Here is a 24,417-nt window from a genome sequence, read left to right on the forward strand (position 1 = left end):
CGGCGCATCGGGAGCCGCGCGAGGCGCAGCTTCTCAGGCGTTCAGTCGAGCTTGGAGGTCGCCCGCGCCGTCAGCACAAGTCCGCCGATGGCCCCTGCCCCAGTGGCGAGCCAGAGCAAAGTGGCGGACCAGTTGGGATGCTCGAACTCCTGAGGGCCGATCTCGTCGAGCGGCGAATCGAATATGCATTTGTGGCCCAGTGGAAAACCTAAGGGTTGGCCGCGCACGAGGGCACTCTCGTTATAGGGGCCACCGAGCTCTGGCCACCCGAGTTCCGATCGTGGCATGCAGCGAGCCTCGAGGCCGTTGTTCATGCCGCCGCCCGAGGTGAGAAGAACAGTCCCCAGGCTCACGACCCCGAGCGAGAGGGTGACGAGCACCCCGACGACCTGCCACACCCGCGCCATCGCCTCAGGCTACCGCCACCCCGGCAGCCAGTAGTGGCTGCGCGTGAAGGGCTCGGGCACGAGCATCCCGGTCCAGATCGAGTAGAAGTAGGCGCTCAGCAACACGACGAGGGCGAGCACGACGATGACGACGCGGATGCCCGTGCCGCGCCGGAACTCGGAATCCCAAGGCCGCCCCAGCACGGCGCCCAACGCGAACGTCAGCGCAAGGATCATGTAGGGCTCGAACGCGATCGCATAGAACTGGAACATGGTGCGCGACGGGTAGAGCAGCCAGGGCGCGTAGCCCGCGATGACACCCGTGAGGATGAGCCCGGCACGCCAGGACCGAGGATGCCGCAGCAGCCGCCACACGAGGAATCCGAGTGCTCCCACCGCGAGGTACCAGAGCAGGGGGTTCGGCAGCGTCGAGATGAACTGCTCGCAGCGGGCGAACGAGCATCCGTTCTCGCCCTGCTCCGAGTAGAGGCGGTAGAGGGCGGTGGGGCGCAGGAGGGGTAGCCACTCGTAGGCGGGGGAGGCCCACCCGTGCTCGGCGTCGAGCCCGACGTGAAAGTTGTAGGCGCTCACCTGGTAGTGCCACCAGCTCTGCAGGTCGAGCGGCACCCACGCGAGCGGGCCCTGCCATGCATTTCCGGCCTCGAGAGCCCAGCGGCGGTGGTAGCCGTCGTCGCTCGCAAACCAGCCCGCCCAGCTCGCGAGGTAGATCACGGCGGCGATCGGCACCGTCAGCAGAAAGCTCACGGGCGCCTGCTTGAGGGCCGTGCCCGAGAACCAGAACGGCACGCCCGCCCTCCGCCTCGCGAGAGCGTCGACAACGAGCGTGTAGATCGCAAAGACGGCGAGAAAGTAGAGGCCGCTCCACTTGACCGCCGTGGCGAGTCCGAAGGCGAGTCCCGCCGCGACGAGCCACGGGCGGGCCCACAGGGCGGGACCCCAGTCGAGGGGGCGTCCGTGTTTCTCGCACCGCAGCATCCACCGTTCGAGGCGCTCCCTGCTCTGCCGCCGGTCGAGCAGCACGAAGAGGAAGCCGAGGAGGGCGAAGAGCATGAGTGCGTTGTCGAGCAGGGCGATGCGCGACATGACGATCGCGTGGCCGTCCACCGCCAGGAGGCCAGCCGCGATCGTCGCGAGCAGGGGTGAGCGGAACAGGATGCGCGCCACCAGCCACAGCACCGCGACCGCGAGGGTGCCCACGACCGCCATCGACACGCGCCAGCCGACAGGGTCCTCCGCCCCGAATGCGCCGAGCCCGAGCGCGATCAGCCACTTGCCGAGCGGCGGATGCACGACGAACGATGCCTCGTCGAGGAAGGCATCGACATCCCCCGCCACGAAGCCCTCGTCGGCGCCCTCGGGCCAGCGCGACTCGTAGCCGAGCTGGAGGAGGGTCCAGGCATCCTTGACGTAGTAGGTCTCGTCGAAGACGAGCGCGCGGGGCGAGCCGAGGTTCCACAGGCGCAGGACCGCGGCGAGGACGGTGACTGCGGCGAGCCAGGCCCACTCGGGCAGACGGGCGAGGCGAGCGGTCACCCGGCAAGACTAGCGAGCGGCGGGGTCACGCAGGCCCAGTTCGAGTCCGCCGCCCGGGCGCCCAGCGCGGAGCCCGGCCGGCGGCCACCGAAGTTGCGGAGGAGATTCTCCGCGACACACCGCGGGCAGGGCGGATGCCGCGGCGTGTCGCCCGAAATCTCCTCCCCAAGCGCCCGCCGCACCTGCCGCGAACGCAGGGGAGGCCTGCGAGGATGGAGCCCATGATCATCCTCGCGGCGACGCCCATCGGCAACCTCGGCGACGCCTCGCAGCGCCTGCGCGACGCTCTCGCGAGCGCCGAGGTCATCGCGGCGGAGGACACCCGCACGACCGTGCACCTGCTGCGCGCCCTCAACATCGAGAACCGGCCGCGCCTCATCCCGCTGCACGAGCACAACGAGGTCGCGAAGGCGACCGAGATCGTCGAGCTTGCACGCGAGGCCGACGTGCTCGTGCTCTCTGACGCGGGCATGCCCGCCATCAGCGACCCCGGCTTCCCGCTCGTCGCGGCAGCCACAGCGGCGGGCGTCACCGTGACGGCGCTGCCCGGCCCCTCCGCCGTCATCACGGCGCTCGCCGTCTCCGGTCTGCCGACCGACCGCTTCTGCTTCGAGGGCTTCCTGCCCCGCAAGCCGGGCGAGCGGCGCAAGGCCCTCGCCGCCCTCGCGCGCGAGCCCCGCACGATGGTCTTCTTCGAGTCGCCCAACCGCATTGCCGAGGCGCTGGCGGATGTCGCGACCACCCTTGGCCCCGAGCGTCGGGTCGTCGTCGCCCGCGAGCTGACGAAGCTCTTCGAGGAGGTCAAGCGCGGCACGGCCGCCGAGCTCACGGACTGGGCGTCAGCAGGGGTCAAGGGCGAGATCGTGCTCGTCATCGAGGGGGCCGCGCCGGTCGCCGCGTCGCTCGATGGGGGCGTCGCGCAGGTGCTTGAGCTCGTGGCATCCGGAACCCGGCTGAAGGATGCCGCGGCGGAGGTCGCCGAGGCGACAGGGCTGAGCAAGCGCGACCTGTACGAGGGCGCGCTCGCCGCGCGTTAAACGACCGGGCCCGCCACGAGCAAACTCGTGGCGGGCCCGAAGTGCGGCGTTCTACTACGCGTCGAGGTCGGTCTCGAGCAGCTGCACGAGGTTCTCGAGCGCCTCGTCGGCCCCCTCGCCCTCGGCCGCGAGTGTGACGGTCTCGCCCTGCGCCGCGCCGAGCGCCATGACGGTGAGGATGCTCGCGGCGTTGCCGGCGGGCCCGTCACCCTTGCGGATCGTCACGGGCACCTTCTGCTCGTTGACGGCGTTCACGAAGAGGGTCGCGGGGCGGGCGTGGAGTCCGACGCTGCTGGCGATCGTGGCGGTGCGTTCTGGCATGTTTCTACTCCTTCGGTGGGGGTCAGGCGGCGACGGGGGCGGCGGCGTTCTCGGCGTCCGTCGTGGCGGGCCGGCGGACGGCCCAGCGCTTGAGGGCGACGACGATGAGCGCCGCGACGACGACCCCGGCGAGGATCGCGACGATGAACATCGCGAAGTTGTTGAATGCGAAGAACACGAACACGCCGCCGTGCGGTGCTTGCGAGGTGACGCCGGTCGCGAAGATGATCGCACCGGTCACGGCGCTGCCGATCGTGCTTGCGGGGATGACGCGGAGCGGGTCGGCGGCGGCGAAGGGAATCGCGCCCTCTGAGATGAAGGAGGCGCCGAGGAGCCACGCCGCTTTGCCGTTCTCGCGTTCGACGGGGGTGAAGCTGCTGCGGGCGATCAGGGTGGAGGCGAGAGCCATCGCGAGCGGTGCGACCATGCCGGCGCCCATGACGGCGGCCATGATGACCCACGGCGCCTGGTTGTCGATCGAGCCCGCGCTGAGCCCCGCCACGGCGAAGGAGTAGGCGACCTTGTTGACCGGCCCGCCGAGGTCGAAGCCCATCATGGCGCCGAGGATGAGGCCCAGCACGATGGCGGATGCCCCGGTGAGGCCGCTGAGGAAGTCGTTGAGTGCCACGGTGAGGCCCGCGATGGGCCCGCCGAGCAGGATGACCATGAGCCCGGAGGCGACGATCGAGCCGAGGAGGGGGATGATGACGACGGGCATCAGCCCGCGCAGCCACGCGGGCGGGTCGAGCCTGCCGAGTGCGTAGGCGGCCGCTCCGGCGAGCAGGCCACCGACGATTCCGCCGAGGAAGCCGGCACCCATGATGACGGCGACGGCGCCCGCGACGAAGCCGGGGGCGATGCCTGGCCGGTCGGCGATCGCGTAGGCGATGTAGCCGGCAAGGGCGGGCACGAGGAATCCCATGGATGCGGCGCCGATGCTGAACGCGACAGCCCCCAGGTAGGCACCGAGGCCGTCGGCGGGAAGGTTCCACAGGCTGTTGCCGAGGATGTAGTCCTCCGCGACATCCGTGATCTCGAAGCCGCCCAGCAGGAAGCCGAGGGCGATGAGCAGGCCACCACCGGCGACGAAGGGGATCATGTAGCTGACACCCGTGAGCAGCGCGCGCTTGAGCGTCTGCCCGAAGTGCTCGCCGTGCGTCTCCGCGCTCTCGGAGGTGGAGCTGGAGCCCATCACGCGGGGCGCTGCGGGGTTGTCGGCGGCGGCGAGCGCCTCCGCGATCATGTCGTCGGGGGCGTCGATGCCGCGCTTGACGGGTGCCTGCACAACGGGGAGCCCCGCGAAGCGGCCCTTGTCGCGCACGTCGACGTCAACAGCGAAGATGACGGCGGATGCCGCGGCGACGAGTTTCGGGTCGAGCGGCTTTGCTCCCGCCGAGCCCTGCGTCTCGACGTGGAGCTCGACGCCCGCGCGGTCGGCAGCAGCCTTCAGCGCATCGGCCGCCATGTAGGTGTGCGCGATGCCCGTGGGGCAGGCGGTGATGGCGAGGAGCGTCTTGCGCTCGGTGGAGGGGGCGGCCGCGGCATCCGGAGCCGGCTCTGTCGCAGGCTTCTCGGGAGCGATCGCCTGCTCGACGAGGTCGACGATCTCCTGCTCGCTGCCGGCCTCGCGCAACGAGGCGACGAACTCGGGCCGTACGAGGGAGCGGGCGAGGGCGGAGAGGAGCGTGAGGTGCTCCTGATCGGCGCCGGCGGGTGCCGCGATGAGGAAGATCAGGTCAGCCGGCCCGTCCGGCGCGCCGAAGTCGACCGCCGGTTCGGGGCGCGCCATCACGAGGGTTGCCTCTGTGACGGCCTCCGAGCGGCAGTGCGGGATCGCGATGCCGCCGGGCACGCCCGTGTCGGTCTTCTGTTCGCGCGCCCACGCGTCGGCGAAGAGCGACTCGGCGTCGCTGGCGCGGCCCCGTTCGGCGACGAGTGAGGTGAGGCGACGGATGGCGCCCGCGCGGTCGGTGCCGAGGTCGGCGTCGAGCAGCACGAGCTCCGGGGTGATGAGTGACGTCATTGCAACTCCTGGTGTGTGAGGGTGAGGTTCGTGACGGTCGCGGCCGCCGAGTCTGTCTGGTCAAGGGTGGGTAGCCCGCTGCCGGGCAGGCTCGCGGCGGCGGCCCCGTGGGCGACGGCCTGGGCGAGACGCCGTCGGGCGGTCTCGCCGCGCTGCTCGGCGATGAGGTAGCCGGCAAGGGAGGAGTCGCCGGCCCCGACCGTGCTGCGCACCGTGACGGGGGGCATGCTCGCGTGCCACGCGCCCTCCGCGGTCACGAGCACGGCGCCGCGGCTACCTAGGGTCGCGAGCACGCTGCCGACCGCCCCGTGCACGAGTTCGAGGGCGACGGATGCCGCGGCGCCCGTATCCTCCTCGAGGCTCGCGGGATCGGGGTGCCCGGTCAGTTCGGCGAGTTCCTCGGCGTTCGGCTTGATGAGGTCGACGCACACTCCCGAGGTGACGAGCGAAAGCATGGCGGGGCCGGAGGAGTCGACCGCGACGCGCGGACTTCCGCCGGCAGCTCGCACAGCGCGGACGACGCGCACGTAGAAGTCGTCAGGGAGGCCGGGCGGGAGGGATCCGGCGAGCACGAGCCATGCGGCATCCCTCGCGTGGTCGACGACCAGCTCGATGAGGGCCTCGGCGTCATCCGCGGAGAGTGTCGGGCCGGGTTCATTGATTTTGGTGGTCGTGCCGTCGGGCTCGGTCAGCGTGAGGTTGGAGCGCACCGTGCCCGAGATCGCGAGTCCTGCCGAGGGGATGCCCGCAGCCTGGAGGGCGATCAGCATGGGGTCGGCGGGGGAGCCCGGCAGTACCGCGAGGGTGTCGACGCCGGAGGCGAGGAGGGCGCGGGCGACGTTGACACCCTTGCCGCCCGGCTGCTCGTGCGTGAGGGCGGAGCGCTGCACCTCGCCGCGCGCGAGGGGTTCCGTGAGCTCGACGGTGCGGTCGAGGCTGGGGTTGGCCGTGAGGGTGACGATCATGCGAGCACCACCTCGACGCCGGCCGTGTCGAGGGCGTCGACGAGCGGGGGTGGCGGCGCAGCATCCGTGATGACGGTGTCGAGCTCGTCGAGGCTTGCGAAGTTCACGAGCGACTCGACCCCGAGTTTCGTCTCGTCGACGAGGGCGACAGCGCGACGTGCCTGCCTCGTGAGGGCCGACTTGATTGCGGCCTCGTCGGAGTCCGGCGTGCTGAGGCCGAAGCCGTCGTGCAGGCCGTTGGCGCCGATGAAGGAGATGTCGGGTCGCCATGCTGCGAGCTGTGCCAGGGCGGAGGCGCCGACCGCGGCACCCGTGATGCCGCGCATCCGGCCCCCGATCGTGTGCACGTCGAGGTGGGGGCTCTCAGCGAGGGCGGCGGCGATGTGGATGGAGGTCGTGATGACGACGAGGCGCGTGCCGGCCTTCTCGGGCTGCCACTGCGCAAGCTTCTCGGCGAGCCTGCCGGTCGTCGTGCCGGCGTCGAGGGCGATCGCCCCCGAGAAGCCGGGCGGCACGAGCGCCATGGCGGCGCGGGCGATGCGCTCCTTGGCGGCGGCGTTGCGGTCACGGCGCTGGGCGACGCTCTCCTCAGCGCGGCCCACGCGCGAGGCGGCGACGGCACCGCCGTGCACCCGCCGGAGGACGCCTCGGGATTCGAGCTGGTCGAGATCGCGGCGCACGGTCTCGCTCGAGACCTTGAGGTCGTTTGCGAGGTCGATGACGGCGACGCGTCCGGCGCGTCCCAGCAGCTCCTCGATGTGCTGCTGCCGTTCCTCGGCGTACATGGGTCTCCCGGCGGTCGTTGGCGGTTCGCGTGTTGCGAGAGTACGCCGCATCCGCTCTAAAAGCAACACACTCACAGACAAAGCCACACATTGCCACATTTGGCAGCGCAGCCACCGAAGTAATCGGGAGCGGCCGCCGCGTAGGATGGAGGCCATGGCCGCAGGCGACTCCTTCTATATCGCGACCCCGATCTTCTACGTGAACGATGTGCCCCACATCGGGCACGCCTACACGGAGGTGGCGGCGGATGTCCTCGCCCGCTGGCACCGTCAGAGCGGCGACGACACGTGGCTGCTGACGGGCACCGACGAGCACGGGCAGAAGATCCTGCGCACCGCCGTCGCCAACAACGTGACGCCGCGAGAGTGGGCCGACCGGCTCGTCGAGACGGCGTGGAAGCCGCTCCTCGAGACCATCAACATCTCCAATGACGACTTCATCCGCACGACCGATGAGCGCCACGAGAACGGCGTCAGGATCTTCCTCGAGAAGCTCTACGACGACGGCTACATCTACCAGGGCGAGTTCGAGGGGCACTACTGCGTCGGCTGCGAGGAATACAAGCAGCCGAGCGACCTCGTGCCGGGCACGGGCGAGTTCGAGGGCCAGATGGTCTGCGCCATCCACACGCGGCCCGTCGAGGTGCTCAAGGAGACCAACTACTTCTTCCGCATGAGCGACTTCGAGCAGCCGCTGCTGAAGCTCTACCGCGACAACCCCGACTTCATCCAGCCCGAGAGTGTGCGCAACGAGATCATCCAGTTCGTGCAGCAGGGCCTGCGCGACCTGTCGATCTCCCGCTCGAGCTTCGACTGGGGCGTCAAGCTGCCGTGGGACGACAGCCACGTTCTCTACGTGTGGTTCGACGCGCTCCTCAACTACATCACCGCGATCGGCTACGGCACCGACGACGAGACCTTTGCGCGCCGCTGGCCTGCCGTGCAGCTCGTGGGCAAGGACATCGCTCGCTTCCACGCCGTCATCTGGCCCGCCATGCTCATGGCAGCCGGGCTGCCCGTGTCGCAGCGTGTCTTCGGCCACGGCTGGCTGCTCGTCGGCGGGGAGAAGATGTCCAAGTCGAAGCTCACCGGCATCGCCCCGAGCGACATCACCGACACCTTCGGTGCCGACGCCTTCCGCTACTACTTCATGAGCGCCATCAACTTCGGGCAGGACGGCTCCTTCAGCTGGGAGGACCTCTCCGCCCGTTACCAGGCCGAGCTCGCCAACGGCTTCGGCAACCTCGCCTCGCGCGTCATCGCCATGATCAACCGCTACTACGACGGCAGCGTGCCCGAGCCCGGCCCCTACAGCGACGCAGACCGTGACATCCAGCGCACCCTGGCGAATGCCGTGATAACAGCGGATGCCGCGATGCAGCGTCTCGCGATCCATGAAGCCATCGCGGCGATCTGGAAGGTCGTCGACGACCTCAATGGCTACATCACGGTGCAGGAGCCGTGGGTGCTCGCCAAGAACGAGGAGACACGCGAACGCCTCGGCACCGTGCTGTACACGACCGCGGAGGGTCTGCGGGCGCTCGCCGTGCTGCTCTCGCCCGTCATCCCCGAGGCGACGGCCAAGCTCTGGACGGCCCTCGGCTTCACGACTCCGCTGAGCGAGCAGCTCATCCCCGAGGCCGGCACGTGGGGTGTGCTGCAGCCAGGCGCGACGGTCGAGACGCTGCCGCCGCTCTTCCCCCGCATCGAGCAGGAGCCTGCCGCATGACCTACCCCCCGCTGCCCGAGGCGCTCACGGTGGGTGTCTACGACAACCACACGCACCTCGAGCACGGCATCGCGCACGACGAGGTTCTCGGATACCGCGAGGCTCTCGACCGGGCGTCGAGCGTGGGTGTCAGGGGTGTCGTGCAGGTGGGCACGGATGTCGCGAGCTCACGCTGGTCGGCCGAGATGGCCGCGCGGGAGCCGCGAATGCTCGCGGCGGTCGCCATCCACCCCAACGACGCGCCTGAGCTTGAGGAGGCCGGCACGCTCGACTCCGCGCTCGCCGAGATCGAGGAGCTCGCGACGCGGCCGCGGGTGCGGGCGGTCGGCGAGACGGGGCTCGACTACTTCCGCACGGGCGAGGAGGGGCGCGCCGCCCAGCTGCGCTCCTTCGAGGCGCACATCGAGATCGCCAAGCGGCACGGCCTCGCCCTGCAGATCCACGACCGCGACGCGCACGACGACGTCATCGCCACGCTTCTGCGGGTGGGCGCCCCCGAGCGCACGGTCTTCCATTGCTTCTCGGGCGACGCCGAGATGGCGCGGGTCTGCGCCGACAACGGCTGGTTCCTTTCCTTCGCGGGCACCGTGACCTTCAAGAACGCCCCCAACCTTCGTGAGGCCCTCGAGGTCACGCCGCGCCACCGCATCCTGATCGAGACGGATTCGCCCTACCTCACGCCGACGCCGCACCGCGGGCAGACGAACGCCTCGTACATGATCCCGACGACGCTGCGCTTCATGGCGGCGCACCTCGGCACGCAGGAGGCGCTGCTCGCGGCCCAGATCGCCTCCAACACGGAGGACGTCTACGGCTCCTGGGACGACGAGCCCGTCCTCCCGGATTCTCATCATTCAGGAACTGACGGCTCTGACGGCCCGGTACAGCTGGCATGACGTCACGACGGATGACATCCATCACTTTGACCACAGCAGGTTCCTGAATGATGAAAGCGCTTTTGGGGCCGGCCGAGATCCGCGACCTCGCCGAACTGCTCGACCTGCAGCCGACCAAGAAGCTCGGCCAGAACTTCGTCATCGACGCCAACACGGTGCGGCGCATCGTGCAGACGGCGGATGTCACGGGCGAGAGCCCGGTCGTCGAGATCGGTCCCGGCCTCGGCTCCCTCACCCTCGGCCTGCTCGAGACGGGCGCTCCCGTCGTCGCTGTCGAGATCGACCCCCGCCTCGCCGAACAGCTGCCGAAGACGGTCGCCCAGATGCAACCCGGGGCGGACCTCACGGTAGTGCAGCACGACGCCATGACGATCATGGAGTTGCCGCGGCATCCGTCGACCCTCGTCGCAAACCTGCCCTACAACGTCTCGGTGCCCGTGCTGCTGCACTTCCTCGAGCACTTCCCCTACATCACCTCGGGGCTCGTCATGGTGCAGGCGGAGGTCGGGCAGCGGCTCGCGGCGACCCCCGGCAGCAAGGTGTACGGCAGCCCCAGCGTCAAGGCGGCCTGGTACGGCCACTGGCGCACGGCGGGGCTCGTCAGCAGGCACGTCTTCTGGCCGGTGCCCAACGTCGACTCGATCCTCGTGGGCTTCCGGCTGCGCGATGAGCCGCTCGGCACGGAGGAGGAGCGTCGCGCGACCTTCGAGCTCGTCGATGCCGCCTTCGGGCAGCGTCGCAAGATGCTGCGGCAGTCGCTCTCGGGGGTGCTGGGCGGTTCGGCCGCGGCATCCGAACGTCTCGAAGCCGCCGGGATCGCCCCCACGCAGCGGGGCGAGCAGCTGACGGTCGACGACTTCCTCGCGGTCGCCCGCGCCGCCTAGGCTGGCGCCATGGCAATCTCCCGCAACGAGGACAAGATCTCGAGCGACAAGCTCGAAGCGGCAACGGGCCGCCCACGCGAAGCGTGGACCGAGCTGCTGGATGCCGCGGGGGCGACCCGCTGGGAGCATCCGCAGATCGCGGCCTGGCTCGTCGACGAGCACGGGGTCGACGGCTGGTGGGCGCAGGGCATCGCGATCGCGTTCGAACAGGCGCGCGGCATGCGGGTGCCCGGCCAGCAGTCCGACGGCACCTTCGCTGCGGGGTCGAGCCGCACGGTCCCAGGTGAGGCGGGGGAGGTGCTTGAGAAGCTCGTCACCGTCGTCCGCGAGTGGGCAAATGCCGCGCCGGCCTCGGTGAACGCGGGCGCGAAGCATCCGTCGGCCCGCTGGACGTTCGACGACGGCTCGGGCGTGCAGGCGCTCGTGAGCCCCGTGACCTCGGGCGCCGCGGGCCGGGTGAGGGCGTCGCTGACGCGCACGAGGCTCGAGGGACCGGATGCGCTCGCGGGCGCGAAGGCCGAGATGGCCGAGCTTCTGAGGGGCCTGTGACCCGGTCAGGGGCAGACAGGGCATTCGACTAGGTTTGTTCACATGAGTTCGCGCGCCCGGCCCACCTCGGTCCACGTTCGTGCCCCGGGCAAGCTCAACGTGTTCCTCAAGGTGGGGGCTCTGCTCGACGACGGTTACCACGACGTCGCGACCGCCTACCAGGCCGTCTCGCTCTACGAGGATGTGCGCGCCTACCCCGCCGACGACTTCTCCGTGAGCTTCTCCGGCTCGATCGACACCTCCGGCCTACCGAGCGATGGCAGTAACCTCGCCATCAAGGCCGCGCGGCTTCTCGCGCGGGTCGCCGACTACCGCGGCGGGGTGCGCCTCGAGATCGAGAAGAACGTGCCCATCGCAGGTGGCATGGGCGGTGGCTCCGCGGATGCTGCGGCCGCCCTTGTCGCGTGTGACACGCTCTGGGGCACCGAGCTCGGCCGCGAGGAGCTCCACAGCCTCGCCGCGCAGCTCGGCGCCGATGTGCCCTTCGCGCTCACGGGCGGCACGGCGATCGGCACCGGCCGGGGGGACGAGTTGAGCCCCGCCCTCGCGAAGGGCCAGTTCCACTGGGTTTTCGCCCTCGCGAACTTCGGCATGAGCACCCCTGAGGTGTACCGCGAGCTCGACCGGCACCGCGAGCGTCACGCCCTCGACATCTCGCCCGCCTCCGAACAGCCGACCGTCGATACCGCCGTGCTCCAGGCCCTCCGTGCGGGCGACGCGGCGATGCTCGCGGAGGTCATGCACAACGACCTGCAGGCCCCCGCCCTCCACCTCGAGCCGCGGCTCGCGCGGGTGATCGAACTCGGCGAGGAGAACGGCGCGCTCGCCGGCATCGTCTCGGGCTCCGGACCGACGGTCGCGTTCCTCGCGGCCGACATCGACTCGGCGCTCGAGCTCCAGGTGGCCCTCAGCGCGGCCCGCCTCACGGTAGTGCGGGCGACGGGCCCCGTGCACGGCGCGCGCGTCTGCTGAGCAGCTCCGGTTGACGGATGCCGCGGCATCCGCCGAGCGCGTGCCCAGCCGCACCCCGGTAGGCTCGGCTCACGTGGCACATCTCCTGGGGGCCGAGGCCCTGCACCTCGAATTTCCGACGCGCGTCATCTTCGATTCCGTGACGATCGGCGTCGACGAGGGCGACCGCATCGGCATTGTGGGCCGCAATGGCGACGGCAAGTCGACGCTCATGCGCCTGCTTGCCGGCCGCATCCAGCCGGACGACGGGCGCGTGACCGTCCGCAAGGGCACGACGATCGGCATGCTCGACCAAGCCGACGAGCTCGACGGCTCGATCGTCGTCGGCGAGTCGATCGTGGGCGACCGGCCCGAGTACGAGTGGGCGGGGGATGCCCGCATCCGCGACGTCATCGCGGGGCTGCTGGGCGGCATCCCATGGGATGCGACGCTGGGCGAGCTGAGCGGCGGGCAGCGCCGGCGCGTGGCCCTCGCGAAGGTGCTCGTGGGCGACTGGGACGTGCTGTTCCTCGACGAGCCCACCAACCACCTCGATGTCGAGGGCGTCGCGTGGCTTGCGGAGCACCTCAAGCGGCGCTGGCCCGCTGGTCAGGGCGGCCTCCTCACGGTGACGCACGACCGGTGGTTTCTCGATGAGGTCGCGACGGCGACCTGGGAGGTGCATGACCGGCTGATCGAGCCCTTCGAAGGCGGCTACGCGGCCTACGTGCTGCAGCGCGTCGAGCGCGACCGCCAGGCGGCGACGATCGAGGCGAAGCGCCAGAACCTCATGAAGAAGGAGCTCGCATGGCTGCGCCGCGGCGCTCCTGCCCGCACGAGCAAGCCGAAGTTCCGCATCGACGCGGCCAACGAGCTCATCGCGAACGAGCCGCCGCCCCGCGACACCGTGAGCCTGCAGTCGATGGCGATGCAGCGGCTCGGCAAGGATGTCGTCGACCTTCTCGACGTCGGCGTGAGCTACGGCGACAAGACAGTGCTCCACGAGATCGAGTGGCGCATCGCACCGGGCGAGCGCACGGGCATCCTGGGCGTCAACGGCGCCGGAAAGTCGACCTTGCTGGGTCTGATCGCGGGCTCCGTGCAGCCGACCGAGGGCCGCGTCAAGCGCGGCAAGACCGTCAAGATCGCGATCCTCGACCAGCAGCTGCGGGAGCTCGCCGAGGTCGCACATGAGCCGGTCCGCGTGGTCATCGGGCGTCAGAAGACCTCGTATGTCGCGGGCGGCAAGGAGGTCACGCCGGGCCAGCTCCTCGAGCGGCTCGGCTTCGACAGCGCCCAGCTCAGCACACCCATCAAGGACCTCTCGGGCGGCCAGAAGCGTCGCCTGCAGCTGCTCCTGATCCTGCTCGACGAGCCCAACGTGCTGATCCTCGACGAGCCCACCAACGACCTCGACACCGACATGCTCGCGGCGATGGAGGACCTGCTCGACTCCTTCCCCGGCACGCTCCTCGTCGTCAGCCACGACCGCTACCTGCTCGAGCGTGTCACCGACCAGCAGTACGCGGTGCTCGACGGGGGCCTGCGGCACCTCCCTGGTGGGGTCGACGAGTATCTGCGGCTGCGACGGCAGGCGGATGCCGCGGCGCCCGCCACCCCGCTGGCGTCGGCCGCAGCATCCGCCCCGCCAAGCAAGCCCGCGGGTCTCTCGGGCGCCGAGCTCCGCAACGCCCAGAAGGAGCTCGCCTCGGTCGAACGCAAGCTGGAGAAGTCGGGGCAGAAGGTCGAGGCGCTGCACGCGCGCATGGCGGAGCACGACCAGAGCGACTTCGAGGGCCTCGGCGCGCTCACAGCCGAGTTGGCCCAGGTCGAGGCGGATGCCGCGGCCCTTGAAACCCGTTGGCTCGAGCTGACCGAGCTCCTCGAGGGCTGACGCCCGTCACACTCCGTCATGCGATTTCCGCGGCAGGCATCCGCGGCTGAGACTGGAATCACCGAAACCCCTGCACCACCTCGAAAGGCACCACCATGTCCCTTGTCAAGAAGCTCGCCGCGGTCGCTACAGCGACCGCCCTGATCGCTGGCCTTTCGGCCTGCGCCTCATCAGACGAAGCGGCGGAGCTCGGCTCCGAGTCGAACCCCGTCAAGATCGGCGTCGTCGGTGCGAGCGACCCCTACTGGGACGTGTATCTGGAAGCGACCGAGGAGGAGGGCATCTTCGTCGAGCTCGTCGACTTCGCCGACTACAACCAGCCGAACCCGGCGCTCGCGGCGGGCGAGTTGGACCTCAACCAGTTCCAGCACGTCATCTTCCTCGCGCAGCACAACGTGGCATCCGGTGACGACCTGGTGCCGATCGGCGCGACCGCGATCTACCCGCTCGGCCTCTACTCGACCAAGTACGACTCGGTCGACGACATCAAGGACGGTGAGCAGGTCATCGTCCCCAACGACACGAGCAACCAGGCGCGCGCCCTCCTCGTGCTGCAGTCTGCCGGTCTCATCGAGCTCGAGGACGGCGGCAGCATCTTCTCCACGCTCGACGACATCGAGGATTCGTCCCGCGTCGAGGTGACGGCGGCGGATGCCTCGTTCACGGCAACCTCGCTCGGCGATGTCGCGGCGGCCGTCGTCAACAACGACTTCGTGACAAAGGCGGGCATCGACCCGCTCAGTGCGATTGCGGTCGACGACCCCAGCGACCCCGCCGCACAGGCCTACATCAATATCTTCGCGGCCCGCGCGGAGGATAAGGACAACGAGCTCTTCCAGCGCCTCGTCGAGATCTACCAGACGACCGAGGCGGTGCAGGAGGGCGTGCTCGAGGTGTCGGGCGGCACCGCGATTCTTGTCGACACCCCCGCCGCGGAGCTCGAGGAGGCCCTCGCCAAGGTCGAGGCGGACGTCGAGGCCAACGAGTAGCCTATTAAGCCCATTCGGCGGCGGATGCTCTGGGAGCATCCGCCGCCGTATTCGTGATTCGAAAGCAGATCCCATGCCCATCGTGAGACTCCGCGAGGTCTCCAAGTCGTACCCGCCCAGCAAACGGAGCGCCCCGCCGCTCGTCGCCGTCGACAATGTCAGCCTCGACATCGAGGCAGGGGACATCTTCGGAATCATCGGATACTCCGGCGCGGGCAAGAGCACTCTTGTGCGATTGATCAACGCTCTCGAACCGGTGACGGGCGGCACGGTCGAGGTTGACGGTGCGGTCATCAGCGGCCTGCGGGAGCGTCAGCTCCACGAGGTGCGGCGCGGCATCGGGATGATCTTTCAGCAGTTCAACCTGTTCACCTCGCGCACGGTCGCAGGCAATGTCGAGTACCCCCTTCAGGTTGCCGGCGTGCCTGCTGGAGAGCGCAAGAGACGTGTCGCCGAGATGCTTGAGTTCGTGGGGCTCGCCGACAAGGCCCGCAGCCGACCTGATGAGCTTTCGGGCGGCCAGAAGCAAAGGGTGGGCATCGCCCGCGCTCTTGCCACGAGTCCCAAGATCCTTCTCGCCGACGAGGCGACTAGCGCGCTGGACCCGGAGACCACGGTCGAGGTGTTGGGGCTTCTCAAACGCGTCAACCGTGACCTCGGCATCACGATCGTCCTGATCACGCATGAGATGGAGGTCATCAAGGCGATCGCACATAGGGTCGCGGTGATGGACTCCGGCCGAGTCATCGAGCAGGGCAGCGTGTTCGACGTCTTCTCCAACCCACAGACGGATGCCGCCAAACGTTTCGTCTCGACCGTCATCAAGGCGGTGCCCGAGGCGGAGGAGTTGAAGGTCTTGCGGCAGCGGCATCCCGGGCGGATTGTGACGGTGTCGTTCGCCGACGGGGGAGTGTCGCAGTCGGAGGTGTTCGTCGCCTTGGCGAAGCACGATGTCACCTTTGAGCTGGTCTACGGCGGCGTGAACGAGATCCAGGGCCGCACCTTCGGTCACCTCACCCTTGCGCTGCGAGGACACGACGCGGCGATCGAGAGTGCTCTCGCCACGGTTCGCTCCCGTCTCACGGTTACGGAGGTGCACTGATGGATCGTGTGATCGAGCTGCTGCCCGATCTCGCTCAGGCGACCTTCGAGACGCTTTACATCGTCGCGCTGAGTCTTCTATTCGGTGGCTTCGGCGGTCTCCTCGTCGGACTCGGCCTCTATGTCACGCGGGCGGGCGGGCTGCTGCCCAACCGCGTCGTCAACACCGTGCTCAACGTGCTCGTCAACACGTTCCGTCCGATCCCGTTCATCATCCTGCTCGCGGCGGCGCAACCTCTTGCGCGGGTGGTCGTCGGCACAGGCATCGGTGATCCGGCGATCATCTTCTCCATCTCGCTCGCGGCCGTCTTCGGTATCAGTCGCATCGTGGAGCAGAATCTCCTGACGGTGCAGCCGGGTGTCATCGAGGCGGCGCGTTCCGTGGGGGCTGGCCCGTGGCGCATCATTCGCACCCTTCTGCTGCCGGAAGCGCTTGGCCCGCTGATCCTGGGTTACGCCTTCGTCTTCGTGGCGATTGTCGACATGACGGCCGTCGCGGGTCTTGTGGGCGGCGGCGGCCTTGGCAATTTTGCGATTCTCTACGGTTACCGCCAGTTTGAGCCTGCGGTGACGTGGGCCGCCGTCGTCGTCATCATCGTGATCGTGCAGCTGGTCCAGTTCTTCGCGAACTGGCTGGCCCGGCGCGTGCTGCGGCGGTAGGGTCACCGGCATGACCGATGCGGATGCTCGGCTCACGGCCTTCCGCGAACGACTGCTGCTCGAGCGGGATGAGACGCTGCAGCTCATGGCGGGGCTGGGGGAGGACATCCGCCGCATCGTCGACGCGCGGCAGGACTCGAATGTGGACGATGAGCACGACCCGGAGGGGTCGACGATCGCGTTCGAGCGCTCGCAGTCGGACGCATTGCTGCGACAGTCGCGGATGCGCTTGGCCGATATCGAGGCGGCTCTCGCCCGCCTCGAGGCGGGGACCTTCGGCGTGTGCGAGGCCTGTGGCCGCGATATCCCGGAGGCTCGGTTGGAGGCCCGCCCGGCGTCGCGCCTCTGCGTGCCGTGCGCGTCGCGAGCCTGACGGCCGGCGTCAGTCGAAGTCGAGGCTGAGTACGCGCAGTAGGTCGGCGAGGCGGGCGTGGTCGGCGGCGGGGAGGGCGGCGAGCAGGTCGCGTTCGGATTCGAGGAGCTGTGTGATGGCGGTGTCGACGCGGGCTCGGCCTTCTTCCGTCATGCTGACGAGCACGCCGCGCCGGTCGCGGGGGTCGGCGTGGCGAGTGACGAGGCCGCGTTGGAGGAGGCGGTCGATGCGGTTGGTCATGGTTCCGGAGGAGACGAGGGTCTGCTGCAGGAGCGCTTTGGGGCTGAGCTGGTAGGGCTCGCCTTCGCGGCGCAGGGCGGAGAGCACGTCGAACTCCCACGATTCGAGGCCGGATGCTGCGAATGCGGTGCGTCTTGCACGGTCGAGGTGGCGGGCAAGCCGGCCGACGCGGCTGAGTACTTGGAGGGGGGCGAAGTCGAGGTCGGGGCGTTCGCGCTCCCACGCGTCGACGATGCGGTCGACTTCGTCGCGTTCGGGCATGTCGTCCATTATCCCGGGAGCGGGCCGCGCTGGAGGTTGCTTTGGGTCGCATCTGGCAGACTTGGGTACCGCGCGCACCGACGACTGTCGGTTCGCACGTTCCGCCCTGGTGTAACGGCAGCACGGCAGTCTTTGGAACTGTTAGGACCAGGTTCGAATCCTGGGGGCGGAGCCGAGAAAAATCGCGCCAGCGATTTTTCTCAGCTCCGTGTGCGGAGCACATCCGCCGAAGGCGGATTAGCTCTTAACGCGAGGCGAAGCAACACCGGCTCCGTGTGCGGAGCACATCCGCCGAAGGCGGATTAGCTCTTAACGCGAGGCGAAGTAACACCGGCTCCGTGTGCGGAGCACATCGGCATCCGGCCGATCAGTTCCTAACGCGAGGCGAAGCAACACCGGCTCCGTGTGCGGAGCACATCGGCCTCAGGCCGATCAGTTTTCAGCCCGGCAGGACACCCGCAGGCTTGAGCGCCCGAGAAGGAGCCCAAATGACCGACCACACCCTCGCCGTCGTCATCCTCGCAGCCGGTCAGGGCACCCGCATGAAGTCCGCTAGGGCGAAGGTGCTTCACGAACTGGCGGGTGTGCCTCTCGTCGGGCATGTTCTGGCGACGGCGGAGGACTTGGGGGCGGCCCACATCCTCACGGTTGTGCGTCACGAGCGCGAGGCGGTCGCGGCGGAGGTGTTGCGCCGCTCGCCGGATGCGACGATCGTCGACCAGGATGAGGTTCCGGGCACGGGTCGCGCGGTCGAGGTGGCGCTGGAAGCGCTTCCCGCCGATTTCGATGGCCGTGTGGTGGTGTTGAGCGCGGATGTTCCTCTTCTGGATGCGGCGACTCTCCGTTCGCTGATTTCGGCGCATCGCGATGAGGGCAATGCGCTGACGATGCTGTCGGCGATCTTCGATGACCCGAGCGGTTTCGGGCGTATCGTCCGTTCGGCGGAGGGCTCGTTCGAGGCGATCGTGGAGCACAAGGATGCGTCGCCCGAGCAACTCGCCGTCCGTGAGGTCAACGCTGGCGTCTATGTCTTCTCTGCAGGTCACCTGCGGGACGCGCTGGGCCGCGTGGGCACGGAGAACGCGCAGCGGGAGAAGTATCTGACGGATGCGGCATCCGTCATTCGTGAGGCCGGTGGCCGCATTGAGGCGATGCCGGTGCGGGATCACTGGCTGGTGGCGGGCATCAACGACCGGGTGCAGTTGGCGGCGGCGGCGCGCGAGTTGAACGCGCGCATCATCCGTCGCTGGCAGATGGCGGGCGTGACGATCCTGGATCCCGCGTCGACGTGGATCGACCGCGACGCGACACTTGCGGAGGATGTGGAGCTGTTCCCCGGCACGCAGATCAAGGGCGCGACGAAGGTCGAGCGCGGCGCGATCGTCGGCCCCGACACGACTCTGGTCGACTGCGAGGTCGGTGAGAACGCGGTCGTGAAGCGCACGGATGCCACGCTCGCCGTGATCGGCGCGGGTGCGACTGTGGGCCCCTTCGCCTACCTGCGGCCGGGCACGATCCTCGGCGCGGACGGCAAGATCGGCACTTTCGTCGAGACGAAGAACGCGAACATCGGCGAGGGCAGCAAGGTGCCGCACCTGAGCTACATCGGCGACACCGAGGTGGGTGTGGGTTCGAATGTGGGGGCGGGCACGATCACGGCCAACTACGACGGGGTGAACAAGCACCGCACGGTGGTGGGTTCGCATGTGCGCACGGGTTCGCACAACGTCTTCGTCGCGCCCGTTAGAATTGGTGACGGAGCCTATACGGGTGCCGGCACGGTGGTCCGCAAGGATGTCCCGGCCGGTGCGCTGGCGATCACCGCGGCTCCACAACGCAACATGGCAGGGTGGGTCGGAACCCACCGGCCGGGCAGTGCGGCCGCTGAGGCGGCCGAGGCATCCGGCGAGGGTTCCGGCGAGGCCTGATCGATTTTTCCCGGCCCGCGCGGCCAACCCCGGCAGAGAGCGAGCGGCATTTGTCCGAGATCACCGTCAACGGACAGAAGAAGCTTGTGCTGGTGACGGGGCGGGCCCATCCGCAGCTCGCTGAGGACATCGCCACGGAGCTCGGCACGCAGCTCCTGCAGACCGAGACCCGCACTTTTGCCAACGGCGAGATCTACGCCCGCTACAGCGAGAGCGTGCGCGGATGCGACGCTTTCGTCATCCAGTCGCACACGACCCCGATCAACGAGTGGCTCATGGAGCAGCTCATCATGGTCGATGCGCTCAAGCGGGCTTCGGCGAAGCGCATCACGGTCGTGGCGCCGTTCTACCCCTATGCGCGCCAGGACAAGAAGGGCCGTGGGCGTGAGCCCATCTCGGCGCGTCTTGTCGCCGACCTGTTCAAGGCGGCAGGCGCTGACCGGATCATGAGCGTCGACCTGCATGCGGCGCAGATCCAGGGCTTCTTCGATGGCCCCGTTGATCACCTCTTTGCGATGCCCGTGCTGCTCAAGTACTTCCAGGAGAAGCTCGACAAGGAGACCCTCACGGTGGTGTCGCCCGACATGGGGCGCGTGCGTGTCGCCGACATCTGGAGCGACAAGCTCGGCGCCCCGCTCGCGATCATCCACAAGCGTCGCGACCCGCGCGTCGCCAACGAGGTTTCGGTGCACGAGATCGTGGGTGAGGTCGAGGGCCGCACCTGCCTGCTCGTGGATGACCTGATCGACACGGGCGGCACGATCGCGAAGGCTGCGGAGGCGCTCAAGAAGGCGGGCGCGAAGAACGTGGTCGTCGCGGCGACCCACGCCGTGTTCTCGCCTCCCGCCGTGCAGCGCCTGCAGGCGGACTTCATTGACGAGGTCGTCGTGACCGACACCCTGCCGCTGACGGAGGACAAGCGCTTCGAGAAGCTCACGGTCCTGCCGATTGCGCCGCTCATCGCGGGGGCAATCAACGAGGTCTTCAGCGACGGCTCGGTGACCTCGATGTTCGACGGGGCCGCGTAGCCCGACTCACGCATCGACCTACGAAGGGGGGAGCGTATGGAGACCCCACACTCCTTCACGGGCCAGTTTTGGCGTGCCCTCGACGGGGCGGATGCTCTGCTCCCCGGTCTCCGAGTGACGGGTGTCGGCGACCTCCCGTCGGCGTTCCGCGTGTCGGAGTTCGCCGCAGCATCCGTCGGTGTCGCGGGACTCGCGGCGGCGGAACTCGCCTCCCTCGTGGGCGGCCCCTCGCCGCGGGTGAGCGTCAACAAGCTGCTCGCGTCAGCCTGGTTCGGCTCGGCGGTGCGCCCCGCGGGCTGGTCGTTGCCGCCCGTGTGGGACCCGTACACGCGCAACTACCGAGCGGCGGACGGCGGTTGGGTGCGCCTGCACACGAACGCCCCGCACCATAGGGCGGCAGCGCTCGGGGTGCTCGGCGTGGACGACTCGGCCGATCCGGTCGACGTGCGCCGTTTCGTGGGCCGCTGGGATGCCTTCGAGCTCGAGGATGCCGTCGTCGAGGCGGGCGGTGTCGCGGCGGCGATGCGCACACGGGATCAGTGGCTCGAGCATCCGCAGGGCGCTGCCGTCTCGGCCGAGCCCCTGCTCTACCGCGAGACCGGAACGCCCGGCCCACTCGGCGCCGCGTGGCGTCCCACCGTCGAACGTCCCCTGGCGGGGCTGCGCGTGCTCGACCTCACGCGCGTGCTTGCGGGTCCGGTCGCGACGCGCTTCCTCGCCGGCCTCGGGGCCGATGTGCTTCGCATCGACCCACCCGAGTGGGATGAACCGGCGATCGTGCCCAACATGACGATCGGCAAGCGCACCTCACGGCTTGACGCGCGCACCCCCGAGGGCTACGAGCGACTCTGTTCGCTCCTCGCCGAGGCCGATGTGCTCGTGCACGGTTACCGCGACGGAGCCCTCGACCGCCTCGGTCTCGCCCTCGAGGAGCGCCAGCGCCTGCGTCCTGGGCTGGTCGAGGCCTCCCTCAACGCTTTCGGCTTCTCGGGGCCGTGGCGTCCCCGTCGCGGCTTCGACAGCATCGTGCAGGTCGCCAGCGGCATCTCACATCACGGCATGGTGGTGATGCGGGAGGAGCGGCCGCAACAGTTGCCCGTGCAGGCCCTCGACCATGCGACGGGCTATCTGCTCGCGGCATCCGTGCTTCGCGGACTGGTCGGCCTCATGCGCGACGGTGTCGGCTCGGCGGCCCGCACCTCACTCGCGCGCATGGGTGAGGCCCTCGTGGCGGGCGGCCCGCAACCCGATGGCGTCTTCGACCAGTGGAGCGGCCCGTGCACCATGATCGGCACGCCGTGGGGCGCCGCCCAGTTGCTGCCGCCGCCCGCTCGCTTCGACGAGATCCACTTCGGCTTCGCCCGCATTCCGAACCCGCTGGGCACGGATGCCGCGGAGTGGGGTCCGAGCGCCTGATCAGGTGTCGCGCGTGTCGATCGGCTCCGAGCCGGGCCCGGGCGCGACGGGGATGAGGCCCATCGAGGTGACGTGCCGCTCGTCGCCGAGCTGGTCGGTCGCGTAGCACTCCCAGCCGATGCCGCCCGGCCCGAAGAGCTCGAAGCGAGCCTCGTAGCGGTTGGCGCCTGGCTGCAGGAGCGCGCCGCGAAAGTCGCAGGCAAGTTCGGCATTGCGCGCGCCGAGTGACACGGTCGTCACGAGGCCGGGCAGCAAGAGCGCGAGCACCGCGACCAGCACGACGGCGCGGAGCAGCAGCATCCGTCGTCCGCTGCGCCGGGGGCGCTCCTCGTAGGGTTCGTAGCCGTCGAGTTCCGGATGCTCGCTCATGAGTTCTACTGCGACCGCAAGGCGTCGCCGCTCAGGCGGAAGGTGGTCCACTCATCCATGGGCACCGCGCCGAGCTTTTTGTAGAAGCCGATGGCGGGCTCGTTCCAGTCGAGCACCTGCCACTCGAGCCTGGCGTAGCCGCGCTCGACGCAGATGGCGGCGAGCGTCGAGAGGAGCGCGCGCCCGTAGCCGCGCCCGCGGAACCGCTCGCGCACATACAGGTCCTCAAGGTGGATGCCGTGCACGCCCTCCCAGGTCGAGAAGGTGAGGAACCAGATCGCCATGCCTGCGAGCTCACCACCGACCTCGGAGGGGTCCGTGTCGCCGTCGACCACGTGCGCGAAGACGGCCGGATGCTCGCCGAAGAGGGCCCGCCGCAGGTCGTCCTCGCTCGTCATGACGGCATCCGGTTCGCGCTCGTACTCGGCGAGGTCGTGGATGAGCCGGAGCATTTCGGGCAGGTCGGCCTCCCGCGCGGGGCGCGGGATGTGGGAGAGAGTCATTCCTAGTGCAGGTCCTCCGCGTGAACCTCGCTGCGGTCACCGCTCCACAGTGTGTGGAAGGTGCCGTCGGCATCCATGCGCTTGTAGGTGTGGGCACCGAAGAAGTCGCGCTGCCCCTGGATGAGGGCGGCGGGAAGGCGCTCGGCGCGCAGCCCGTCGTAGTAGGCGAGCGACGAGGAGAAGGCGGGGGAGGGGATGCCGGTCCTGGCGGCGGCGACCACCACTCGGCGCCACGACGCCTGCGCCTTGGCGATCGCGTCGGTGAAGTAGGGCGCTGTGAGCAGCGAGCCGAGCTTCGGGTCGTCGAGGTAGGCCTGGGTGATGCGGCCGAGGAACTGGGCGCGGATGATGCAGCCGGCCTTCCAGATGCGCGCCACTTCACCGAGGTTGATGTCCCAGTCGTACTGAATGGCACCCGCGACGATCTCGTCGAAACCCTGGCTGTAGGCGACGATCTTGGAGGCGAAGAGGGCGAGGCGCACATCTTCGATGAAGGCGTCGGGGTCGGCGACGTCGAATTCCTCATCGGGGCCAGGCAGGTTGGCAGCGGCGTTGCGGCTCGCGCGGCTCGACGAGAGCGAGCGCGCGAAGACGGCCTCCGCGATGCCGGAGACGGGCACGCCCAGGTCGAGGGCGGTCTGCACAGTCCAGGCACCGGTGCCCTTCGCGCCGGCCTCGTCGCGGATGACATCGACGAGCGGCTGGCCCGTCTTGGCGTCCTTCTGGCGCAGCACCTCGGCGGTGATCTCGATGAGGTAGCTCTCGAGTTCGCCCTTGTTCCACTCCTCGAAGATGTCGGCGATCTCGTCGGTGGACTTGCCGGTGCCGCGGCGGATGAGGTCGTAGGCCTCGGCGATGAGCTGCATGTCGGCGTACTCGATGCCGTTGTGCACCATCTTGACGAAGTGGCCGGCGCCGTCAGTGCCGATGTGGGTGACGCAGGGTTCGCCGTCGGCGACCGCCGCGATCGACTTGAGGATGGGGCCGAGCGTCTCCCACGCCTCCGCGCTGCCGCCAGGCATGATCGACGGGCCCTTGAGTGCGCCCTCCTCGCCGCCGGAGATGCCGGCACCGACGAAGTTGATGCCCGTCTCCCGCACGGTCGCCTCGCGGCGGATGGTGTCGGTGAAGAGCGCGTTGCCGCCATCGACGATGATGTCGCCCGGCTCGAACACCTCGGTCAACTCGGTGATCACGGCATCCGTCGCGGCACCCGCCTTGACCATGATGAGGGCGGTGCGCGGCCGCTGCAGCGAGGCGGCGAATTCCTTGTAGTCCTTGGCGGCGACGAAGTCGGCCTCAGGGTGCTCCTCGAGCAGCGCCTCGGTCTTCTCCCAGGAGCGGTTGTAGACGGCGACGCGGTTGCCCTCGCGGCTGGCGAGGTTGCGGGCCAGGTTGGAGCCCATCACCGCCAGTCCGACCACTCCGATGTTCGCCTGTGCTTCGGTGGTTTCGGCCACGCTCATGCTCCTCATGTCGAGTAGGGGGAATGGGTCAAGGCTACTGCGTGGGGCGGTATGCGTGCAGGCCGCGTACGGTGGGAGCATCCGTCGCCGCACTCTCACGAAAGGGCCA

The 24,417-nt window shown here is 69.1% G+C and carries 24 protein-coding genes and 1 tRNA gene; 15 read left to right on the plus strand and 10 right to left on the minus strand.

Annotated features, from left to right (window positions below; translation table 11 throughout):
* Positions 1-41: 41 nt before the first annotated feature.
* The gene (locus OH146_RS11465; protein WP_265160889.1) at positions 42-407 is read right to left on the minus strand and encodes a hypothetical protein; all 366 of its coding nucleotides are present in this window, start codon (positions 405-407) and stop codon (positions 42-44) included.
* Between the two features lie 9 nt (positions 408-416).
* Entirely contained in the window at positions 417-1,940 is a 1,524-nt protein-coding gene (locus OH146_RS11470; RefSeq protein ID WP_265160893.1) for a dolichyl-phosphate-mannose--protein mannosyltransferase, read from the minus strand.
* A gap of 221 nt (positions 1,941-2,161) precedes the next feature.
* Between OH146_RS11470 and rsmI the strand changes: the two genes are divergently transcribed.
* Complete coding sequence (gene rsmI, locus OH146_RS11475) at positions 2,162-2,977, plus strand: 16S rRNA (cytidine(1402)-2'-O)-methyltransferase (protein ID WP_265160896.1); 816 nt, start codon at positions 2,162-2,164, stop codon at positions 2,975-2,977.
* A 54-nt stretch (positions 2,978-3,031) separates the two neighbouring features.
* On the opposite strand, the gene OH146_RS11480 is transcribed toward rsmI, so the two are convergent.
* Genes OH146_RS11480 through OH146_RS11495 form a run of 4 tightly spaced genes read right to left on the minus strand, consistent with a single transcriptional unit; the run spans position 3,032 to position 7,071 of the window.
* Complete coding sequence (locus OH146_RS11480; RefSeq protein WP_265160898.1) at positions 3,032-3,298, minus strand: HPr family phosphocarrier protein; 267 nt, start codon at positions 3,296-3,298, stop codon at positions 3,032-3,034.
* 22 nt (positions 3,299-3,320) lie between these two features.
* Positions 3,321-5,321: a PTS fructose transporter subunit IIABC gene (locus tag OH146_RS11485; protein WP_265160901.1), complete on the minus strand. Its 2,001-nt coding sequence runs from the start codon at positions 5,319-5,321 to the stop codon at positions 3,321-3,323.
* Complete coding sequence (locus tag OH146_RS11490; RefSeq protein ID WP_265160903.1) at positions 5,318-6,286, minus strand: 1-phosphofructokinase family hexose kinase; 969 nt, start codon at positions 6,284-6,286, stop codon at positions 5,318-5,320. The genes OH146_RS11485 and OH146_RS11490 overlap by 4 nt, the downstream gene beginning before the upstream one ends.
* Entirely contained in the window at positions 6,283-7,071 is a 789-nt protein-coding gene (locus tag OH146_RS11495; protein ID WP_265160905.1) for a DeoR/GlpR family DNA-binding transcription regulator, read from the minus strand. Before OH146_RS11495 ends, OH146_RS11490 begins: the two co-directional genes overlap by 4 nt.
* A 154-nt stretch (positions 7,072-7,225) precedes the next feature.
* Here OH146_RS11495 and metG point away from each other — a divergent pair, with 154 nt between their 5' ends.
* The 10 genes from metG (at position 7,226) to OH146_RS11545 (ending at position 17,097) form a co-directional block, all read left to right on the plus strand.
* The gene (gene metG, locus OH146_RS11500) at positions 7,226-8,800 is read left to right on the plus strand and encodes a methionine--tRNA ligase (RefSeq protein ID WP_265160908.1); all 1,575 of its coding nucleotides are present in this window, start codon (positions 7,226-7,228) and stop codon (positions 8,798-8,800) included.
* The gene (locus tag OH146_RS11505) at positions 8,797-9,696 is read left to right on the plus strand and encodes a TatD family hydrolase (protein WP_265160909.1); all 900 of its coding nucleotides are present in this window, start codon (positions 8,797-8,799) and stop codon (positions 9,694-9,696) included. The genes metG and OH146_RS11505 overlap by 4 nt, the downstream gene beginning before the upstream one ends.
* A 47-nt stretch (positions 9,697-9,743) precedes the next feature.
* A complete protein-coding gene (gene rsmA / locus OH146_RS11510) occupies positions 9,744-10,580 on the plus strand; it encodes a 16S rRNA (adenine(1518)-N(6)/adenine(1519)-N(6))-dimethyltransferase RsmA (protein ID WP_265160911.1) in 837 nt (278 codons plus the stop codon).
* 9 nt (positions 10,581-10,589) lie between these two features.
* Positions 10,590-11,129 (plus strand): DUF4287 domain-containing protein, encoded by a 540-nt coding sequence (locus OH146_RS11515; RefSeq protein WP_265160914.1) that lies wholly within the window; start codon positions 10,590-10,592, stop codon positions 11,127-11,129.
* A gap of 42 nt (positions 11,130-11,171) precedes the next feature.
* Entirely contained in the window at positions 11,172-12,101 is a 930-nt protein-coding gene (locus OH146_RS11520; protein WP_265160917.1) for a 4-(cytidine 5'-diphospho)-2-C-methyl-D-erythritol kinase, read from the plus strand.
* Positions 12,102-12,174: 73 nt separating this feature from the next.
* Entirely contained in the window at positions 12,175-13,974 is a 1,800-nt protein-coding gene (locus OH146_RS11525) for an ABC-F family ATP-binding cassette domain-containing protein (RefSeq protein ID WP_265160920.1), read from the plus strand.
* A 95-nt stretch (positions 13,975-14,069) separates the two neighbouring features.
* Positions 14,070-14,963, plus strand: a complete 894-nt coding sequence (locus OH146_RS11530) for a MetQ/NlpA family ABC transporter substrate-binding protein (RefSeq protein WP_265160923.1) — start codon at positions 14,070-14,072, stop codon at positions 14,961-14,963.
* A 73-nt stretch (positions 14,964-15,036) separates the two neighbouring features.
* The gene (locus OH146_RS11535) at positions 15,037-16,065 is read left to right on the plus strand and encodes a methionine ABC transporter ATP-binding protein (protein WP_265160926.1); all 1,029 of its coding nucleotides are present in this window, start codon (positions 15,037-15,039) and stop codon (positions 16,063-16,065) included.
* Complete coding sequence (locus OH146_RS11540) at positions 16,065-16,724, plus strand: methionine ABC transporter permease (protein WP_265160928.1); 660 nt, start codon at positions 16,065-16,067, stop codon at positions 16,722-16,724. The genes OH146_RS11535 and OH146_RS11540 overlap by 1 nt, the downstream gene beginning before the upstream one ends.
* A gap of 10 nt (positions 16,725-16,734) precedes the next feature.
* Entirely contained in the window at positions 16,735-17,097 is a 363-nt protein-coding gene (locus OH146_RS11545) for a TraR/DksA family transcriptional regulator (protein ID WP_265160930.1), read from the plus strand.
* 9 nt (positions 17,098-17,106) lie between these two features.
* Here OH146_RS11545 and OH146_RS11550 read toward each other — a convergent pair whose 3' ends face one another.
* On the minus strand, positions 17,107-17,598 hold the full coding sequence (locus OH146_RS11550; RefSeq protein ID WP_265160932.1) for a MarR family winged helix-turn-helix transcriptional regulator: 492 nt from the start codon (positions 17,596-17,598) through the stop codon (positions 17,107-17,109).
* A 100-nt stretch (positions 17,599-17,698) separates the two neighbouring features.
* Between OH146_RS11550 and OH146_RS11555 the strand changes: the two genes are divergently transcribed.
* From OH146_RS11555 to OH146_RS11570, 4 genes are all read left to right on the plus strand, one after another.
* A tRNA-Gln gene (locus OH146_RS11555) sits at positions 17,699-17,770 on the plus strand.
* A gap of 316 nt (positions 17,771-18,086) precedes the next feature.
* On the plus strand, positions 18,087-19,526 hold the full coding sequence (glmU, locus tag OH146_RS11560; RefSeq protein WP_265160934.1) for a bifunctional UDP-N-acetylglucosamine diphosphorylase/glucosamine-1-phosphate N-acetyltransferase GlmU: 1,440 nt from the start codon (positions 18,087-18,089) through the stop codon (positions 19,524-19,526).
* 50 nt (positions 19,527-19,576) lie between these two features.
* Positions 19,577-20,554: a ribose-phosphate diphosphokinase gene (locus OH146_RS11565; protein WP_265160936.1), complete on the plus strand. Its 978-nt coding sequence runs from the start codon at positions 19,577-19,579 to the stop codon at positions 20,552-20,554.
* 36 nt (positions 20,555-20,590) lie between these two features.
* Positions 20,591-21,970, plus strand: a complete 1,380-nt coding sequence (locus OH146_RS11570; protein ID WP_265160938.1) for a CoA transferase — start codon at positions 20,591-20,593, stop codon at positions 21,968-21,970.
* Here OH146_RS11570 and OH146_RS11575 read toward each other — a convergent pair whose 3' ends face one another.
* From OH146_RS11575 to gnd, 3 genes are read right to left on the minus strand one after another with little or no spacing between them, the layout of a single operon-like run.
* On the minus strand, positions 21,971-22,339 hold the full coding sequence (locus OH146_RS11575) for a hypothetical protein (protein WP_265160941.1): 369 nt from the start codon (positions 22,337-22,339) through the stop codon (positions 21,971-21,973).
* Positions 22,340-22,344: 5 nt separating this feature from the next.
* Positions 22,345-22,842, minus strand: coding sequence for a GNAT family N-acetyltransferase (locus OH146_RS11580; RefSeq protein WP_265160942.1), 498 nt, complete (start codon positions 22,840-22,842; stop codon positions 22,345-22,347).
* A gap of 2 nt (positions 22,843-22,844) precedes the next feature.
* Positions 22,845-24,317, minus strand: a complete 1,473-nt coding sequence (gene gnd, locus OH146_RS11585) for an NADP-dependent phosphogluconate dehydrogenase (RefSeq protein WP_372508499.1) — start codon at positions 24,315-24,317, stop codon at positions 22,845-22,847.
* Positions 24,318-24,417 lie beyond the last annotated feature (100 nt).

Source organism: Homoserinimonas sedimenticola, assembly GCF_026094475.1.
Taxonomy (GTDB): domain Bacteria; phylum Actinomycetota; class Actinomycetes; order Actinomycetales; family Microbacteriaceae; genus Homoserinimonas; species Homoserinimonas sedimenticola.